The organism is Tannerella serpentiformis (assembly GCF_003033925.1).
Taxonomy (GTDB): domain Bacteria; phylum Bacteroidota; class Bacteroidia; order Bacteroidales; family Tannerellaceae; genus Tannerella; species Tannerella serpentiformis.
In genome coordinates this window covers 2684622-2700873 of the sequence record NZ_CP028365.1, presented here as the reverse complement: position 1 = coordinate 2700873, position 16252 = coordinate 2684622, and the positions used below count along the sequence as shown (strand labels likewise).

Below are 16252 nucleotides of genomic sequence, written 5' to 3'. Positions count from 1 at the left end.
GTTGTGATTGTCAGATAAGACAGAAGAATAACCCCAAAAAATGAAGTGATTATGGACTATGTTATCATCGAATCGTCCGCATGGGAGGCGCTGAAAAGCCGTATTGAAGGGCTGCACGAACGCATGAGCGAATTGTTCGGATCGAGAGCCGAACCGACAGAATTGCTGCCCGGCGAGGCCGTTTGCCGGATCCTCGGCGTCAGCCGTCGCACGTTGCAATACTATCGGGATACGGCGGCGCTACCCTTCGTCCGCATCGAGCACAAGTGTTACTACCGGCGAGAGGACGTGGCGGCACTGCTCGCCGAAAGCGGAAGCCCCGAGCCTCCCCCCAATCGGTTGCCGGAAGGAGTGTGAGGAGCCATTGTATCATACAATCGCGCGGAAAAAACTTTTTCGGCCCATTGTATCGTACAATCGCGCGGAAAAAACTTTTTCGGCTCATTGTATCGTACAATCGCGCGGAAAAAACTTTTTCGGCCCATTGTATCGTACAATCGCGCGGAAAAAACTTTTTCGGCTCATTGTATCGTACAATCGCATGAAAAAAACTTTTTCGGCCCATTGTATCGTACAATCGCGCGGGAAAAAAAACTTTTTCAGCCGAAAAGCAAAGGCTATGGAGCCTCACAAAGCGTGCGTCCCTCCCATCCGTTTTTCTAATGACCAAACAGGAATAAACCAAGCAGAAATCAATGACAGAAGAAGAAATCATCCGGCAAGAATCGCCTGAAATGGGAGCGCTCTTCGACGGGCTCGCGTCCGTCGCGGAGCAGATGAGCGAGATTGCCGCCACGCACCGCCCTCTCTTCGGCGGTGATGTCTACCTGACGGGTAGCGAGGTGACGGAAAGGCTTTTCATCAGTCGCCGCACGCTGCAGGATTATCGCGACCGCGGCCTCCTGCCCTATACCCGAATCGGCGGAAAGATGCTCTACAAACTCTCCGATTTGGAGCGCCTGCTCCGAGAGAATTACCGGACGCAGACACCGCCTCGCCTCCTCCATCGTATCACCCACAAACCCCAAACCCCATGACACAGAGAAAAAAGGAATTCTCCTATTACCGACTGCGATTAGAGACCTATTTGAAAGATTATCACCCCGAACGGCTGGCCGACGAGGCGTTTATCCGTGACCGATCGGACGCCGCGGCACAGGCCTATGAAGACGCCTTTCGGCAAGGCTATCCTGTTCTCGAAGCCGGGCATATCGCCACGGAGGTACTCTTCGTAGGACTGCATTTTTCGCCGTACTACATGCTCGAACAGATCATCGAGAACGAGTTCGCCAACGTGGTTCCGCCTGAACGCGCCGCGGATTTTGCGCTGCGGCTGTTGCAGAGCAACTCCATCCGCGAGACCATCGAGAAGTACGAGCCGGGCGACGATTTCGACGGAAGCCCGGAGTACGACCAGCTCTACACCGAGCTGACGGGCGTCATCGTTGAGCTGCTCGAAGCAGACGGCGTGAAGGTGCTCCCGTAGCCTCCGCCCCTTCTGCATCCCGTTTTTCATTCGGCCGTGGCATCGCGCTGCGGCCGATTTTATACCCCAACATCTGCATATCCTATTCCGAGGATCTTTCCTCTACGGGTTTCCCTGCTTCCACTTTTTGTTTGCGGCTCGGAGCCGATGTCGGTTCCCTTGTCTTCGGGCAAAGGTCAGCAGACGATAAGGGTGACGTCAAGGCCAAACGCCCCAGAGCGTTCGCCACCGATAAAATCTTCCTGCTTCACAGCGTATTTTATCGGTGTAGAGCCTTGCCTTATCCCCTCATCGTCTGCCCTTTGTTGCCCTCGAAACGAAACCGGCATACTCCGAACTTTGAACGCAAAAAAAATGTCAGCACGATGAAAACGGAAAGATCCCATCACCTCCAAAACAGATTTGAAACGAAACGACGCCTCCTCGCATTACCGCAAAAAATCGTTTGGATCGTCGTCTGTGTTGTGGCGTTGAAAGCCATAGGCACTTCGGAAGAATTGACCGCTATCTTGACGCTCCTTGCCGTCTTCTATCTCGTGCATGCAACACTCCAAATGGTTCTTCGGGTGCTGTTCTACCTTATTCGATGGCTTTGCATCGCCGCTGCATTGGCTTGGATCGTTTATCGACTGCTGTTTTGAGACGTTACAATAACAATGACGGGGAGAGACTCCATCGGAACCCTCTCCCAGTCACTTTTCATAGAGCAGCGCAAGCTCCACACGACGTCGTAAATGCAGCGCCTTCAGCTCTTTGCCGCGGTAGCGGCAGAACAAAATGTACTCGCTTCGGATGTCTCTGTCGCCCGATTCTAACTTCTGAACGAGGCGACTCTTCGGCTGTTTGCCGTAGCCTAAGAGGCGGTATTCACCGACGTTATACGACAACACAGCAAGGAGTAAGGAGTCGCGACCGAAGCGACGAAACGTGACGAGCCGTTTCTTTAGATCTGCGCGAAGCAGAGAATCCGCCTGCCGTCTTGTCATCGTACACGAAAGCCGCTCACCGGGCAGCAGACGGTGACCGTAGCCGACATAAGGGTAGTTTTTCGGGCCATGTAGCCCTTCGTAATGTTTGATGCACGCGACGGCGCGCTCGAAGCGTGGAAGGCTGAACAGCCGATCGGCTCCGCGCTGTGCCTGCGCGTTGGGCGCGGCGAGCGCTTGGACACAAACAAGGAGCGCAAGCAGGCCGCGTCCGATTTTCGTTTTCATAAGGTAGTCAGATGTTTTTTTGGGGGTGGATAAAAAGACAAAAGCACCGATCCGTCGCGGACAGATGCTCTTCATGTCAGGGTTATGAACAAAATAGGCGATGAAAAAAGATGTCTTCAGGCAGATCGATCTTCCGAAGAGACTTTGTTCTCCTTATGGTTGAAGTCAAATGCGAGTGTTTGACTCTGGCCGTGATTGTCCTCGATCACGACTTCGAGTGACTGTCGCTCGACAGAGAGTGAATGGTAATAGAGGGTGAAATGCCCCGGCGCGATGACGTAGCGATCGTTCGGCGTGAGGGGTTTACCGCGTCGACCGATGCGCAGCGCCCCACTGCCGTCGTACTGAAAATAGCGCAGGGTGTAGCGTGTGCCATTCACGATGCGCTCGAGCGCAAGCGTACAGCGTATCTCGACTTCTTCACCCGGCGCGAGGGTTTTCGGGATGGGCATCGTCGTGACTCGGAACGGGTAAACCGTTCGCACGTCCAGACGGCGATCACAGCTGACCAAACAAAACCCGGCCAGGAGCAGGACGCCTATCGCCCATGCCGCATTACGGATATTCGTTTTCATGATTCATTGGGGTTAGAGGTTAATGCGAAAACCTGCCGAGATGGCAGGTCGAAAGAGATGTACGTCCGAGCCGAAGAGGAACAGTCCGCGGCCACCGAAGACAAAGAGCAGGTGATCCGACAGGAACAGCTCTACACGGAGATGCAGCCCGCCGCCCCCAACTATGCGCGAACGGTCGAGTAGCTCCGCACCGTCAGGCAGCACGGACTCGCCGCGGTTAAGCTCCTCGTAGCCCGCCAACGCGGAGAACCCCGCATAGACAAAGGCGTTCTTTCCGCCGTCCGAGAGCAGCGGGTGCATGTATCCGGCCAGCAGGAGCGCGTCACTCAGCGGTATGTTCGACTTCCCGTAAGGCAGATTTTGCCGTTCATACAGGGCGGAGAGGAAGGTATAATTCTCGGCTTTGAGGTAGCGAGTGAATGAAATATTTGCGGTGAAAGTCTCGGGTTGGATCAACTTTTCGTTCTGAATCACCGGGACGCCCACCGTGATTTCGACACCCGTTTGCCGAGGTAAGAGGCGCTGTGCATGCGACGAAATGGCGGTCGCTACGACACAGCACAACAGGAGAAATGTCCGTTTCATCGCCATTGGAGTTTGAGGTGATCGATGCGGCGGGCACGAAGAAGGTCTTCGTTTTGCACGCGGAAAGAGAGCGTCCGGCCGCCGTTTCGTTCGTGGATCGTGACCTCCAATTGCTTGTCGTCGGGCAGCGAGAAACCCTCAAAAGCGAAGACCATGCGCTCCGACCCGTTGCCACGCACACGCATCGGCTGGTTGTAGGCACGCAGGGGCTGCAGCACGCGTTCCTGGATAGCCGTTCGTTTGACCACTTTCTTGTCGATGACTTTGAAGGAGATCATGTCGATCGGGTAAGGCAGGTAGGTTTCGTTTTTTACCGACAAGTGGAAATAGAGGAGATTGTTGTGGACGTACAGGCCGCGAAGTAGGAACTCAAGGCCAAACTGCCGCGCGCCGATATGGCGGATCGTGCGACGGTTGCTCTGCTTGATCGTTTTCATCAGCAGTTTGACGAGCATGGGCGATTCGCGGCCCAGTTCCTTGAAATAGATGTCGGCGCGATTGGCGGGAAGTCGGCCATCGGACTGCGAGAGAAAATCTGCCATCTCGACAGACAACTTCTCGGGTTCGTCGGCATACTTTACGTTGAAAGAATAGAGTGAGCCATCATCGCAAATGACCGAGAGGTTCGTCTCTGTCTCGAAATCGCGTACGGCTGCCTTGACGCGGAGCACGTTCTCAGCGCCTTCGGCTTTGCCCGCGATCAGGTTGTTGCTACCTAAGTCGACGTAGCAGATCGCAGCGGGGAAAATGAGATGCGTCGTCTTGTCAAACGTCACTTCGAGACCGTATGGAACGACCATTCGGCCGTTGGGGATGGCACGGCTTATACCTTGATACAGGTCGCCGGTAGAGCGCATCTGCGTGCGCAACGTGTCGGTACTTGTGGCGAAGGTTGTGGTGATGAATCCGCAGCAAAGGACAGTGGATAGGAGGAGTTTTTTCATGGGGATCAGATGATGAAATGAGGATTACTTGGCTTGGACGAGGAAGAGTCTGTGACCGCTTTTGACTGTCACCTTGATCGTACGGAGCTTCTTCTGTAGAAGCTGACTGGCGCCCTGCATCACGCCCCGGGCGGCTTCGGCGATGAGTTGGTCTTTGGCCGACGAGGCGAAGGTGAAGCTCGTTCCGATTGTTCCACCGACGCCCGCGCCCACTTCTTTGAGGGCCGAGACCTCCTCAGAGCCGGGGATAGCTAAGCCTTCTTGCCCGTCGAGATCGAAGGCGGAGAGCTTGACGGCGAGGATACGGCCGGCGTGTTCTACACTCGTGACATGGAGCTTCATCCGATTGCCGTCGATCGTAGATTGAGCAATAAGCACCGTGTTAGGGGGCAGCGTCATGCCCTCAATGCGGGCCGATTCTGCGAGACGGAGACGGAGAAAGTCGCCTTGCCGGATGGTCGTCGTGCGATCGACAACGACCGACAGCGTATTGCGGGCAATGGAGGGCGTGGCCTTCCCTACGGAGCGGAAGCCCATATTGCGCTCTTTGTAACCGTACTCGGCGATAAAGGCGGAGTCACTGATCGGCTGATCGAGTGAGGAGACGACCGTCTCCCGTTCGGGCGATAGCTCCGCCGCGGGTAGTTCGGATGCAGGTGGCTTGACCGTCGACTTATCCGAACTGTTCGCTGACGGATTCGGTGTCGCGTTTCCGGAGGGGAGATACTTCGCGGCCATCTGATATGACTTCTCTAACAGTTCTAATTGATCGACTTCGCCGTTCGCTTTGACTTTCTCGTCCTTCAGCGCACCGAGTTCGGCGCGGAGGGCATTGAGTTCACGTTTGACGTCGTCGTCTTCCACGGCGGGCAGGTCGTAAAACGATTCCAATTCGCGGGTGGTTTCTTCGTACTTGTCGATCGACCGACCGATAGCCGCGGGGACTTCTTCGCCCGGTTCCGGTTCGGCTTTCGCCTCGCCTTCCCTGTTGAAGTAGTCAGCGAGCGTGCCGAGGAGCTGGCTCTTGCGACCCTCCGCCTCTTCGTCTCGCCCTAACTCGTAGGCCTTGAGCTTGCTTGTGGGCAGCTCATCGGGCGAGGCTTGTGGAACGTCCTTGTTCAGCCCTTGCTCCGCGGCTGACTGTTCATTGGCAGACGGTCTGAAGATGAACCAGATTGAGAGGGTAAACAGCAACCCCAGTCCGGTGAAAACAAGGGTGCGCTGTAGTTGTTCTTTACGTTTGGTGTCCATGATATTTAAGGTGGGTCAGGTGGGTGTTTCTTGGAAAAGGTTTCTGTGCAGGCTGTCCCGCTGGATCGGGCTGTCTGCAATCTTCCCTGTATCAATGGGCAGCCGTTCCTCCTTTTGTGGAAGGAAGAGCTGCGCAATCATGGCTGCTGCACAAGCGAAATAGACGATGCAAAGCCCGAAGACAATCCGCTTCTGCCACTTGGGACTGAGTCGGTCGCATTGTCTGTGCAGCCATACGTGTGCCCGCAAGTAGCGGCGGGTGAGGGTGAATCTGGTACTCATGGTCTATCTCTTATACGTCTGAATGTCCCTATTCTCCCTTACAAGGAAGTGCTCCATCAGGAAGCCTTGCGGGTTGTTGTCTGAGCGGACGGCGTTTTGCAGCGTGCACGTCGTAATCAGGTTGCGCTCCGTCACGTTGCTCGGACGGACGATGAACTGACGGGCGTAGGTCGTCACCTCATACGGGTAGCGATCGAAGTCGCAGCGGATCGAGTCCACCTCCACGCGCTGGTTGATGTTGCCCGAGATGATGCGATTGAAGTAGCCTTTCTCGACAAGGTCGCGGTAGTAGTCGTATGCCGTTTTGTCGCACAAGAGAAAGGCGCGCTCCATGTTCTTCTCGATGGCATCCTTGTCGGGTGCGACGGTGAAGAAGAGTTCGTGGAAGCGGCGGACGTGCTCGCGCGCCTCCACGGGACGATTGGCGGCCGCATCCTGACTGAGGGCGAGGATGAGCGACTTGCCGTTGTCCAAGACGTAGATCTTCTCCCGCTGACGGTTGGCAAAGGCGTACGACGAATAGACGACGATGCCCGTAATGACTATGCACAACACAACGAAAGCGGCGGCGTAGAGCCGGATCTGCTTGAATGAGGTCTCTATGTTGGTGAGTGATCTGAATTCCATCATACATGCTTATTTAATGAGTAAACCCTTGATCCGTCCGCCGGCATTGCCGAGTGCGGCACCCGTTCCGGCCATCGTCACCTTGCCGCCGGTGTACGCGCCTTGCACACCACGTTGCGCCGTCTGATTGACATTGCGACCGTAGTTACCGATACCGCCTCCCGCCTCGATGATCCAGCCCGCGACCGTCGGCACGCAGAAGAAGCCCACAATGCCAATGAGGAAAAAGACGATGTAGTACCAGTCGCCGGAGTCGGGGACGTAGCCGGGATTCTGTAGCTCGGCGATGTCTTTGCTGATCATCAGCACCTGAATTTTTGTCAGGAGCGCGGTGAGGATCGAGCTGACGGGCAGCCAGAGGTAGACCGAGATGTACCGCGCAAACCACGCGCTGAGCGATCCGCCGAGGCCGTCCCACACGGCAATGCCGAAGACGATCGGCCCAAGGATGGAGAGGACGATGAGAATGAACGTGCGGAGGGTGTCGATAACGAGCGAGGCGGCGTTGTAAACGAGTTCGAGCGCTTGATAGATCTTCTTTACGAACCACCGCTTGGTGTTGAAGGCCGTGCGTTCGGCGTACATGCCGGCCAGTGTGATGGCGTCCTCCGGGCCGATGAAGCCCATCTCTTGCACCTTCTCGTCCCACGCCGCATCGTCGACTAAGTAGGCCCGCGACTTGTCGCGCCGGTAGGCCTCTTCTTCGAGTTTGTCGCGCTGGTCGCGGAGCGATTGGAGGTCGTTTTGCTGCACGTGAACGAGCTTTTCGGTGCCTTGCACGACGGGCGAGAGTACGGCGTTGACCGTACCCAAGACGACCGACGGGAAGAACATGATGCAGAAGCCGAGGACGAAGGGGCGGAGGAGCGGGAAGACGTCGATTGGTTCGGCGCGGGCGAGCGACGACCAGATGCGTAGGGCGATATAGAAGAGTGCGCCGAGGCCGGCGATGCCCTTTGCGATCCCTGTCATATGGGCGCATAGGGGCATCATCTCCCCGTAGGTGGCGTGCAGCAGCGCGTGCAGGTCGGTAAAGTCCATCGTGCATCACCAATAGTGGTTATCGGCCGACCCGTAGAGCGCATTGACACGGGCCATCTCGCCCTTCTTGGCCGCCCGTACGAAGCTGACGGAGATATTCTTACGCGTGAAGTACGACGTGGCCGCGCGGTACTCCTTCACCTCGTTGTAGATGCGATCGATCAGCTCGATTCGCTCCTTATCGTTCATCGAGAGGGCGCCGCTGCGGACGAGCGATTTCAGCTCTTTGAGCGACTCGCTGGAGCGCTCCATCAGCTTGGCATAGCCCGCCGCCATGGCCGACAGCTCCTCGGGCGAGTAGTTCGGATCGGAGAGCATTTTCTTGTACGCGCCGACGTACATCTCCGTCATGTCGCCCACCATGAGTATGGTTTCCTTGACTTTATAGGCGTCGCCGATCAGGTTGTTGACCTTCTTCAGCGCGTCGTAATAACGCTTGGTGTCGTTGTAGAGCTTCTCGACTTCCTTGAAATTGCTCAGCGTGTTGTTCACCGTTTTGGAGGCGGTGGCGATCTCTTTGATCGTGTTCGCGATGTTGCCTGCCAGATTGACAGGGTCGGTCACGATCCATTGGGCGTGTGCCGTTCGCATAAGCAGCAGGCAGCACACGAGGCAGAGGATAAGTTTATGTTTCATGAGGATTGGGGGATAAGGGGAATGAGGGAATAAAGTAGTTCGGTATTATACGGGTGATCGATTCACTCTTCTGTGATCAAATTTTGATGACGCGCGAGCTTTTTTACCTCTCGAGTGATCAAACTTTGATGACGCGCGAGCAACAGGAAGCTGGCGTGTGATCAAATTTTGTTCACGCGTGATCGAATTTTGATGACGCACGAGCTTTTTTACCTCTCGCGTGATCGAATTTTGATGACGCACGAGCTTTTTTACCTCTCGAGTGATCGAATTTTGATGACGCACAAGCTTTTTTACCTCTCATGTGATCGAATTTTGTTCGCGCGCCAACCTGCTAATGGCCTGTTCGATGTCTCCGCCGAGGCGGTCGGCCAAGCGCATCACTTCGACCTTCTCCGTCTCCTCGGTCGTGTACGCGAGGTACTCCTCGCGCGAGACCTCCGTGGCGTAAACGGCCGACTGCATGCCGCCCAGACCGATCCATACCTCCTTGTAACGCCGCTCGGGGTCGTTGTTTTGATTGATCGAGAGGATCTGGTTTTTCTCCTTCTCCGACAACCCGAGCAGCGCCTGTATGCCGTCGAACTTGGTCATGTACTTCCGCTGGTCGAGCAGGATCTTGCAGTCGGAGTTGTTGATGATCGACTCCTTGACGATGGGCGACGAGATGATGTCGTCGACCTCCTGCGTCACCACGATCGCCTCGCCGAAGTACTTGCGGACGGTCTTGTAGAGGTACTTGATGTAGTCTGCCATATTGGCTGATGCGATGGCTTTCCAAGCCTCTTCAATGAGGATCATCTTACGTACGCCCTTGAGCCTTCGCATCTTGTTGATGAAGGCCTCCATGATGATGATCGTCACCACGGGGAAGAGGTCTTTGTTGTCCTTCACCGCGTCGATCTCGAAGACGATGAAGCGTTTGGAGAGCAGGTCGATGTTGCGATCGGAGTTGAGTAGGAAGTCGTAACGCCCTCCTACATAGTACTGTTTGAGGGTCGTCAGTAGGTTGTCGATGTTGAAGTCGGAGAGGGTGACGCGGATCTCTCTGCGGCCCATCTCTGGGCGATAGACATCGCGCAGGTACTCGTAAAACGTGTTGAAGCAGGGCGTGATTTTCCGGTTTGATCGGATCGTTTCGATGTACGCATTGACGGCCGAACCTAACTCGCCCGCCTCTGTCTTTGTGACAGGTTCGTCGGCACTTTTCCACAGTGTAAGCAGCAACGTGCAGATGCTTTCGCGCTTCTCCACGTCGAACACGTAGTCGTCGGTGTAGAAGGGGTTGAAGGAGATCGGCTGGGCATCGGTGTATGTGAAATAAATCCCGTCTGCGCCTTTCGTCTTTCGGTTGATCAGGCCACACAGCCCCTCGTAGGAGTTGCCCGTATCGACGAGCAACACGTGCGCGCCCTGCTCGTAATACTGCCGCACCATGTGGTTCGTGAAGAACGACTTGCCACTGCCCGAGGGCCCAAGGATGAACTTGTTGCGGTTGGTGATGATGCCCTTTTTCATCGGCAAATCGGAGATGTCGAGATGGATCGGGCGGCCGGAGAGGCGGTCAGCCATTTTGATGCCGAAGGGGGAGAGCGAGTCGCGGTAGTTCGTTTCGGCGGTGAAGAAGCAGAGTGCCGGATCGATGAAGGTGTAGAAGGATTCTTCGGCAGGGAAGTCGGCGGCGTTGCCGGGGATACCCGCCCAATAGAGTGTTGCCGCATCGACCGTGTTGTGCCGCGGACGACATTCCATGAGCGCCAAGGCCGAGCCGACGTCGTTCTTGATTTGGCGCAGCTCCTCCGCATCGTCGCTCCACGCGAGGACGTTGAAGTGCGCACGGATGGAGGTCAGCCCCTGCGACCGAGCGAGGTTGAGGTACTCCTGAATCCACGCCTCGTTGATCTGATTCGAGCGACTGTAACGCGCCAGCGAGTGCATGTTACGCGCCTGCTTCTCAAACCGGTTCAGGTTCTCCTCGCTGTCCTCGATAAAGAGGTATTGGTTGAGGAGGTGATTGCACGAAAGCATAAGGCCGACGGGCGCGGCGAACGAGAGGCGGCAGTCGCTGCGGTCGGTCGAGAGGCGTTCGTAGCGGCTGTCGGTGGAGACCACGGCGGGGAGGTCGTCGGTGTCGCTGAGCGTGTGCAGGCAGAGCCGGTTGTCGCCCACCCGAACGAGATCGGCGCCGAGGCGGATGTCTTCTAAAGAGGCGTGACCCATGTCGGAGAGCGAGAAGTAGCGATCGAGCAAACCGCTTTTCTCCTTCGTGCCGACGAGTTCTTCCTCGGTCATGCGCGTCAGGCGGATTCGGTCATCGTCATTGATGATCCGCTCGAACTGGTCGACGGCCTCCATGAACTTGGTCACCTCCTCGCGGTTGCCCACTTCCTTCGGCAGGATCGTTCCGCGACAAAGCGAGGAGAAATTGCTTTGCCGAGCCATGCGCTGGCGCGTCGTTTTCGTGAGGAAGAGGTAGCAGGCATGGTCGAGGAAGGGTCGTTCGTTGAAGTGGCGTTCGGAGGCGCGAGCGAGGAAGCTCAGCTCACCGTCCGAGAGGCGGCCGGCGTAGCGCTCCTTGACGAACCAATCCTGTTTGTGCACGATGGTGAAGTCAGGTAGCACCTTGACGGCCTTGTGCCACGCCGCGTGCATGGCCTCGTACTCAGCCGAGGTGACGGTGAAGAGTTCGGGCAGCTCGACACGGAAGGCGACGGTGATGTCAGCGTCTTTCGAGACGATGCACCCTTGCTCGACAGCCAAGAGCGGGAACTTAGATTCTAAGGTGGTGACCTTGGTGGTGTTTCTCATGAATGTTTGCGTGTCGATTTTAGGCAATGAAGAATGTGGCGGACAGAGCGGCGATTCAGGAGGTAGCGTGGGTGCATGCGGACGGCGGCGCGTTTCATCAGACCGTAGCGACCGAATCGGCGGTTCAGCGCGAACGTTTGCCACACTACGAGCGTGGCACCCGTTGCGCCAAGGCCGAGACAGAGGTACTGATCCATGCCGCACATGTAGCAGATGACGACAAGGAGGAATGTCGCCAGCAGTCCACCGGCGAAGAGGAAGAGGTACTGCGCCTTCAGCCCCTTGAACTCCACCGTCCGCCCCACGCCTTTATTGATCTCCCACGAAGCCATCAGAGGAAGAAACTTCTAAGGATCGTGGCGGCGACGATCAGGAAGATACACGCCCCGAACCACGAGGCGGCGGTCTTGCTGGTGTCTGGGTCGCCGGACGCGAACTTTTGATACACCTTGATCCCTCCGATCAGTCCGATGACAGCGCCGATGGCGTAAATGAGTTTCGTCCCCGGGTCGAAATAGGAGGTGACCATTTTCGTGGCCTCGTTGATGCCCGACAGCCCGTTGCCCTGCGCGAAGGCGGAGGGGGCGAGGGAAAGCAGTAATGCGGCGGCAAACAGTCGCCCGATTCGTTGTTTCATATGGTTCTGGATTTATAGGTTTTCATTCATGTTGCTATCTGTTACAAGTAAGCCATCCATGCCGTGTCGTCGACGTCATTTGAGCGAGACTTTTTCGATGCTTCGGAGGGCGAGCGAAGTAGCTCGTCGAGCACCCGAGCGCGTTCCCGCTCTTTCGACGCATACTCGCGGAGCTTCTCCATGAAGTCCGTACCTCGGAGTTTGACGGCTGTCTCTTTGGCTTGATCCAAGTCTTCCGCGGTGAGACGATCCGGCGTTTCCACAGCCGTTTGCAGGCGGCGAAGCTCGCGGATCGTTACGCTTTCAGTCGAGACTTCAATATCTTCCTTGAGTAATAAGGAAATCGCTTCGTCTTCCGGGGCAACCTCCGGTTCGTCTGCCTGTTCATCTTCGGCGACGGCGTTTCGATAGGCAAAACTATCCTTCGATTCCGTCCCTCCGTAAACCGATTCCCCGGCTTCCTTCACGCTTCCCTCCAATGGCAAAACCGTACGCGTTGCCCCGACCAAACCGTCGTCCAAGGTGTCATCCGAGGTGTTATCGGAAGGGACATCTTCTCGAGTCGGTTGCTCTGTCCGATAGAGATCACGCAGCAAGACACCTAAAAGGATCGCCCAAGTGACGAGCAGAAAAAGTGTCATGGCAAGGAGGTATTAAAGGGGTTCTTTCTGTTGCGCTCGATGGCCTCGGAGAGGAGCGTGCGGTGGCGGTCGATGTGATCGGCGAGGATGTTCCCGATGTAGGCTGCGAGGGAAGTCCTTGCATCGAGGGCGTTCAGCACGCGTCGCAAACAGTCGATAAGCGCCCGATCGCAGGAGAGGGTCGTCCGACTTTCTGACAGGCGAGGTGTAAAAAATCGATCTCGATAAGTCGATAGCGATTCGTCTGCAAACGGTGTTTGAACACTGCTTAAATCGCTTTTCAACGGTGTTTCTTCGGGCGTGATGGGCGGCGCATCGTCGCCTGCCATTTGTTGAATCCGCTCGGCGATTCGCCTACGGCGTTGTTCTTCGATGGTCATGGGCGGGCGGTTTTCAGGTTGCATTTCTCGATGAGCTCCTTGACGAACAACTCGATGCCGCTACCCTCGATCAGACTTTTGTCTGGTGGTAGGTAGGTGGAGCGGAAGGCGGGACGACCGTCTGCGGTGAGTTCCTTTTTGAAGCGGGCGGAGCGCGGCAGCTGCGTATCGAACAATCCCAAGCCTTCGCGCTTGATCGCCTCGTTGTAGAACGCGAGGACGTCCGTCCGCACCCGTCGGTCGATCTTGTTCCAAACGAGGTAGATCTCTTTGATACGGCACCTATCGTCCGACACGCCGAGGTCACGGATGGCCGGCGCGTAGGTCATGGAAGCTACCAGCGATTGGCGGTCGGGCTCGATCGGCGAGATGAGATAATCCATGCCGAGGGTGAGCTCGACGAGTCCGGGATCGTCCGCGCGGCCAGGCAGGTCAAAAAGGATCAGGTCGAACGTTTCACCCGCACGCTCGGCCATAAAACGGCGGACATCCTCCTCCGCACGTGCAGCGGTGCTTTTGATGACACGGTAAGCCTCCCGGCCGAGCGCTTCAAAGTGCTTCTTCATCCGTGCCTGCAACGCCGGTTCACCGTTCTGTACGGTTTGTTTGTCGCGTTCGCGCAGTCCGAAGAAGGAGTATTGCGAGTAGTCGCAATCGACGACGAAGAGGCGCAGCCCTTCAGTGTAACAGAGGTAGCTGGCCGTGATCTCCGCCAGCGTGCTTTTGCCCGTGCCGCCTTTGAGCGACCCGAAGCCGATCCGGATCGGGCAACCGGGCGGAGTGTTCATGGTTTTTTCTTTCATGGGTTCAAGGTCTGAGGTATATTATTAATAGTACGCGCGTACATTATATATGTAGACGCACTTGTGAGTAGCTGTGTAAGTATATTCATATACTCACTCACTTATATGCTTATACAGTTACTCACTTATATGCTTATACAGTTACTCACTTATATGCTTATACAGTTACTCACTTATATGCTTATACAGTTACTCACTTATGTAGTTACTCACTTATGTAGTTACTCACTTATGTAGTTACTCACTTATGTAGTTACTCACTTATGTAGTTACTCACTTATGTAGTTACTCACTTATGTAGTTACTCACTTATGCAAAGACTCACTTATGCAGTTACTCACTTATGCAGTTACTCACTTGTGCAGTTACTCACTTATACAGTTACTCACTTATACAGTTACATGTGAGTAAGTGAGTAACCACACAAATAAACAGCTGCACAAACACAGCTATATATAAAGGCTTTCGGGGGCTTCCCCGGCGTGGCTTCCGATTGAAAACAAACGTTTTACCCACGAAAAGCGCTACCCTAATTTTGCCGCCGAATTGAAAGACTTTGGAGAGCCGAACCTTCTTCTCAGACACACGGCCCAAAGGCCGGGCAAGGTGTGTTTTTGTGCTACAAAAACCGTTTTGTGCTACAAAACGCCTTGCCCCCGGAGCCTTCTCTCCGCGGCGGTTTGGCTCCAAAGTCGCCACCTAATCTTATACGAAAAACCAGAGCCCCATGAATCACCCCAAGCCCCCCGAAATGGGACGCTAGCATCAAAGCCGACCCGGAGCTAAGGGAGCGATGAAAGGAAAGTGAAGGGGGCGATGCCGTTTGTCCATACGAAAATCGGGCAGACCCGAGGGACTTTCATCCCTTCGGCCTGCCCGATAACAGTTCACTTGCACGCAGCTTTTACACGGTGAGCCTCCAACGCTAATTCTTGATCAACTTCTCGGTATAGGTCTGTCCGTCTTTGATCACACGCACGAAATACAGTCCTGCCGGAAGTCCCGCGATCGGGATCTGGAAAGTCGGCTGATTCGTCTTGAACGATTTTAATATCGTTAGCCCATTCCAAAGCTGAATCTCATACGTACTTGTAACGCCCCTTGTGGTCAAAGAGCCTTGACCTTGGGGAGACAGAATGCCATCGTCGGGATCCGTCAGTTTGAGTGCCACAACATCCGTGGCGGGGTTGGGGAAAAGAGAGAGGTGCAACTTCCTTTTTACCACGTTTACCGTAACATATGCAGGGTTCCCTGTACCACAATCATTTAGCGCAGTCATTGAAAATATACCACTTCCTTCTTGACGGGGTATGATTGTAATGTGTTCACCGTTTCGATTCAGACCAAATATGTTTTCGTTGTGATTCTTAAGCACCCAATTTCTGGGATCAACTTTAGTCCCTTGCGCACTGAATGAAACCATGTTATCAATAATGGTTGCAGGATTATTCAATATCAATTCGACAGTTGCCGAAGTGACATTTTTATACTCTGAGGTACTTACGGTAGTTTTAGGCACACCAGCCCAAACAGCCAATGAAATGGGAGCACTTGTCCCAATAGCTGCCTTAATAGTACATTCTCCCGTTCCGTTCTTCCGGAATACAGCCGTTTTCGTTCCCTGTCCTGAAACCAATTGCAGATTCCCATTGCTTGTGCTCCATCTCACAGATGCTCCTGACGGCAAATTTTGGATGGTATACGTCTCTTGATTGCAAACAAGTGAAGAGCCGGAGATAGAATATGGAAATCTATACAGGCTCCATAGAGCTAAGCAATCATCAGCATGCAACGACCTCCTTTTTTTGTAATAAGTTGGATACATTAATGCTTCCGGAACACTAGAGTGATCTATTCCCAACAAATGGCCTATTTCATGTGCTGCCACTGTAACTAAATCAATACCGGAGCCATTTACAGACCAATCTTCATCATCATCAAAATGAGCCTGACCTGAAAAACGTCCCCCCGCTGGTGGTGGATAAAATGCATGCGCCAATACACCTGAACTCCCATCAAAAGGATTTCCATCTCCATGATTTCCCTTTGCCCATTTGATAGTTATATCTGCAATATTGGGATTGTATACTTGCACAAACGTCAAAGTTGATACGTCACTCCACAACTTAAACGCCTCTCTAATAGCATTCTCTCTTTCTGAATACGTCAAGTGAGAAGAACTATTGTATATATAGTACTTCAAAGTCTCCTTGTTCCACTTTGAGGGACCAAGAGCGTAATTATTACCATCTCTAAGAATCCCATGATCATACAAACGTTGCGAATAAACGCCCGACAATATGACAGTGAAAAGAAAAACAAAAATAATAAACCGTCTCATG

20 protein-coding genes are annotated in these 16252 nt (G+C 54.5%); 4 read left to right on the top strand and 16 right to left on the bottom strand.

Annotation, left to right across the window (positions count from 1 at the left end; translation table 11 throughout):
- Positions 1–51: 51 nt before the first annotated feature.
- The 4 genes from C7123_RS11445 (at position 52) to C7123_RS13040 (ending at position 2127) form a co-directional block, all read left to right on the top strand.
- Positions 52–357, top strand: a complete 306-nt coding sequence (locus C7123_RS11445) for a helix-turn-helix domain-containing protein (RefSeq protein ID WP_069175122.1) — start codon at positions 52–54, stop codon at positions 355–357.
- Positions 358–695: 338 nt separating this feature from the next.
- Positions 696–1037 (top strand): helix-turn-helix domain-containing protein, encoded by a 342-nt coding sequence (locus C7123_RS11440; protein ID WP_069175121.1) that lies wholly within the window; start codon positions 696–698, stop codon positions 1035–1037.
- Complete coding sequence (locus C7123_RS11435; protein WP_069175120.1) at positions 1034–1486, top strand: DUF1896 family protein; 453 nt, start codon at positions 1034–1036, stop codon at positions 1484–1486. Before C7123_RS11440 ends, C7123_RS11435 begins: the two co-directional genes overlap by 4 nt.
- 365 nt (positions 1487–1851) lie before the next feature.
- Positions 1852–2127, top strand: a complete 276-nt coding sequence (locus tag C7123_RS13040; RefSeq protein ID WP_159049919.1) for a hypothetical protein — start codon at positions 1852–1854, stop codon at positions 2125–2127.
- Between the two features lie 51 nt (positions 2128–2178).
- Here C7123_RS13040 and C7123_RS11425 read toward each other — a convergent pair whose 3' ends face one another.
- From C7123_RS11425 to C7123_RS11350, 16 genes are all read right to left on the bottom strand, one after another.
- Positions 2179–2700: a lysozyme gene (locus C7123_RS11425; protein ID WP_069175118.1), complete on the bottom strand. Its 522-nt coding sequence runs from the start codon at positions 2698–2700 to the stop codon at positions 2179–2181.
- Positions 2701–2816: 116 nt separating this feature from the next.
- Positions 2817–3275, bottom strand: coding sequence for a TraQ conjugal transfer family protein (locus C7123_RS11420; RefSeq protein WP_069175117.1), 459 nt, complete (start codon positions 3273–3275; stop codon positions 2817–2819).
- Positions 3276–3287: 12 nt separating this feature from the next.
- Complete coding sequence (locus C7123_RS11415) at positions 3288–3866, bottom strand: conjugal transfer protein TraO (protein ID WP_069175116.1); 579 nt, start codon at positions 3864–3866, stop codon at positions 3288–3290.
- Entirely contained in the window at positions 3857–4804 is a 948-nt protein-coding gene (traN, locus tag C7123_RS11410; RefSeq protein ID WP_069175115.1) for a conjugative transposon protein TraN, read from the bottom strand. Before traN ends, C7123_RS11415 begins: the two co-directional genes overlap by 10 nt.
- 24 nt (positions 4805–4828) lie before the next feature.
- Positions 4829–6055: a conjugative transposon protein TraM gene (traM, locus tag C7123_RS11405; RefSeq protein ID WP_069175114.1), complete on the bottom strand. Its 1227-nt coding sequence runs from the start codon at positions 6053–6055 to the stop codon at positions 4829–4831.
- 15 nt (positions 6056–6070) lie between these two features.
- The gene (locus tag C7123_RS11400) at positions 6071–6337 is read right to left on the bottom strand and encodes a hypothetical protein (protein WP_069175113.1); all 267 of its coding nucleotides are present in this window, start codon (positions 6335–6337) and stop codon (positions 6071–6073) included.
- 3 nt (positions 6338–6340) lie between these two features.
- Positions 6341–6964 carry a conjugative transposon protein TraK gene (traK, locus tag C7123_RS11395; protein WP_069176353.1) on the bottom strand — a complete coding sequence of 208 codons (624 nt, stop codon included), beginning with the start codon at positions 6962–6964 and terminating at the stop codon, positions 6341–6343.
- Positions 6965–6973: 9 nt separating this feature from the next.
- Positions 6974–8005, bottom strand: a complete 1032-nt coding sequence (gene traJ / locus C7123_RS11390; RefSeq protein ID WP_038011010.1) for a conjugative transposon protein TraJ — start codon at positions 8003–8005, stop codon at positions 6974–6976.
- A 6-nt stretch (positions 8006–8011) separates the two neighbouring features.
- On the bottom strand, positions 8012–8641 hold the full coding sequence (locus C7123_RS11385; RefSeq protein ID WP_069175112.1) for a DUF4141 domain-containing protein: 630 nt from the start codon (positions 8639–8641) through the stop codon (positions 8012–8014).
- Between the two features lie 300 nt (positions 8642–8941).
- Positions 8942–11449, bottom strand: coding sequence for a TraG family conjugative transposon ATPase (locus C7123_RS11380; RefSeq protein ID WP_069175111.1), 2508 nt, complete (start codon positions 11447–11449; stop codon positions 8942–8944).
- Positions 11446–11781, bottom strand: coding sequence for a DUF4133 domain-containing protein (locus C7123_RS11375; RefSeq protein ID WP_037999611.1), 336 nt, complete (start codon positions 11779–11781; stop codon positions 11446–11448). The genes C7123_RS11380 and C7123_RS11375 overlap by 4 nt, the downstream gene beginning before the upstream one ends.
- Positions 11781–12086, bottom strand: coding sequence for a DUF4134 domain-containing protein (locus C7123_RS11370; RefSeq protein WP_037982607.1), 306 nt, complete (start codon positions 12084–12086; stop codon positions 11781–11783). Before C7123_RS11370 ends, C7123_RS11375 begins: the two co-directional genes overlap by 1 nt.
- Positions 12087–12127: 41 nt before the next feature.
- Positions 12128–12727, bottom strand: coding sequence for a hypothetical protein (locus tag C7123_RS11365; protein WP_069175110.1), 600 nt, complete (start codon positions 12725–12727; stop codon positions 12128–12130).
- Complete coding sequence (locus C7123_RS11360) at positions 12724–13107, bottom strand: DUF3408 domain-containing protein (protein WP_069175109.1); 384 nt, start codon at positions 13105–13107, stop codon at positions 12724–12726. Before C7123_RS11360 ends, C7123_RS11365 begins: the two co-directional genes overlap by 4 nt.
- Positions 13104–13910: a ParA family protein gene (locus C7123_RS11355; protein WP_083206854.1), complete on the bottom strand. Its 807-nt coding sequence runs from the start codon at positions 13908–13910 to the stop codon at positions 13104–13106. The genes C7123_RS11360 and C7123_RS11355 overlap by 4 nt, the downstream gene beginning before the upstream one ends.
- A 925-nt stretch (positions 13911–14835) precedes the next feature.
- The gene (locus C7123_RS11350; RefSeq protein WP_083206853.1) at positions 14836–16251 is read right to left on the bottom strand and encodes a matrixin family metalloprotease; all 1416 of its coding nucleotides are present in this window, start codon (positions 16249–16251) and stop codon (positions 14836–14838) included.
- Between the last annotated feature and the right edge of the window lies 1 nt (position 16252).

Excerpts from the sequence above, each read along its gene's own strand:
- C7123_RS11445 (WP_069175122.1), top strand. The coding sequence starts at position 52 with ATGGACTATGTTATCATCGAATCGTCCGCATGGGAGGCGCTGAAAAGC.
- C7123_RS11440 (WP_069175121.1), top strand. The coding sequence starts at position 696 with ATGACAGAAGAAGAAATCATCCGGCAAGAATCGCCTGAAATGGGAGCG.
- C7123_RS11435 (WP_069175120.1), top strand. The coding sequence starts at position 1,034 with ATGACACAGAGAAAAAAGGAATTCTCCTATTACCGACTGCGATTAGAG.
- C7123_RS13040 (WP_159049919.1), top strand. The coding sequence starts at position 1,852 with ATGAAAACGGAAAGATCCCATCACCTCCAAAACAGATTTGAAACGAAA.
- C7123_RS11425 (WP_069175118.1), bottom strand. The coding sequence starts at position 2,700 with ATGAAAACGAAAATCGGACGCGGCCTGCTTGCGCTCCTTGTTTGTGTC.
- C7123_RS11420 (WP_069175117.1), bottom strand. The coding sequence starts at position 3,275 with ATGAAAACGAATATCCGTAATGCGGCATGGGCGATAGGCGTCCTGCTC.
- C7123_RS11415 (WP_069175116.1), bottom strand. The coding sequence starts at position 3,866 with ATGGCGATGAAACGGACATTTCTCCTGTTGTGCTGTGTCGTAGCGACC.
- traN (WP_069175115.1), bottom strand. The coding sequence starts at position 4,804 with ATGAAAAAACTCCTCCTATCCACTGTCCTTTGCTGCGGATTCATCACC.
- traM (WP_069175114.1), bottom strand. The coding sequence starts at position 6,055 with ATGGACACCAAACGTAAAGAACAACTACAGCGCACCCTTGTTTTCACC.
- C7123_RS11400 (WP_069175113.1), bottom strand. The coding sequence starts at position 6,337 with ATGAGTACCAGATTCACCCTCACCCGCCGCTACTTGCGGGCACACGTA.
- traK (WP_069176353.1), bottom strand. The coding sequence starts at position 6,964 with ATGGAATTCAGATCACTCACCAACATAGAGACCTCATTCAAGCAGATC.
- traJ (WP_038011010.1), bottom strand. The coding sequence starts at position 8,005 with ATGGACTTTACCGACCTGCACGCGCTGCTGCACGCCACCTACGGGGAG.
- C7123_RS11385 (WP_069175112.1), bottom strand. The coding sequence starts at position 8,641 with ATGAAACATAAACTTATCCTCTGCCTCGTGTGCTGCCTGCTGCTTATG.
- C7123_RS11380 (WP_069175111.1), bottom strand. The coding sequence starts at position 11,449 with ATGAGAAACACCACCAAGGTCACCACCTTAGAATCTAAGTTCCCGCTC.
- C7123_RS11375 (WP_037999611.1), bottom strand. The coding sequence starts at position 11,781 with ATGGCTTCGTGGGAGATCAATAAAGGCGTGGGGCGGACGGTGGAGTTC.
- C7123_RS11370 (WP_037982607.1), bottom strand. The coding sequence starts at position 12,086 with ATGAAACAACGAATCGGGCGACTGTTTGCCGCCGCATTACTGCTTTCC.
- C7123_RS11365 (WP_069175110.1), bottom strand. The coding sequence starts at position 12,727 with ATGACACTTTTTCTGCTCGTCACTTGGGCGATCCTTTTAGGTGTCTTG.
- C7123_RS11360 (WP_069175109.1), bottom strand. The coding sequence starts at position 13,107 with ATGACCATCGAAGAACAACGCCGTAGGCGAATCGCCGAGCGGATTCAA.
- C7123_RS11355 (WP_083206854.1), bottom strand. The coding sequence starts at position 13,910 with ATGAAAGAAAAAACCATGAACACTCCGCCCGGTTGCCCGATCCGGATC.
- C7123_RS11350 (WP_083206853.1), bottom strand. The coding sequence starts at position 16,251 with ATGAGACGGTTTATTATTTTTGTTTTTCTTTTCACTGTCATATTGTCG.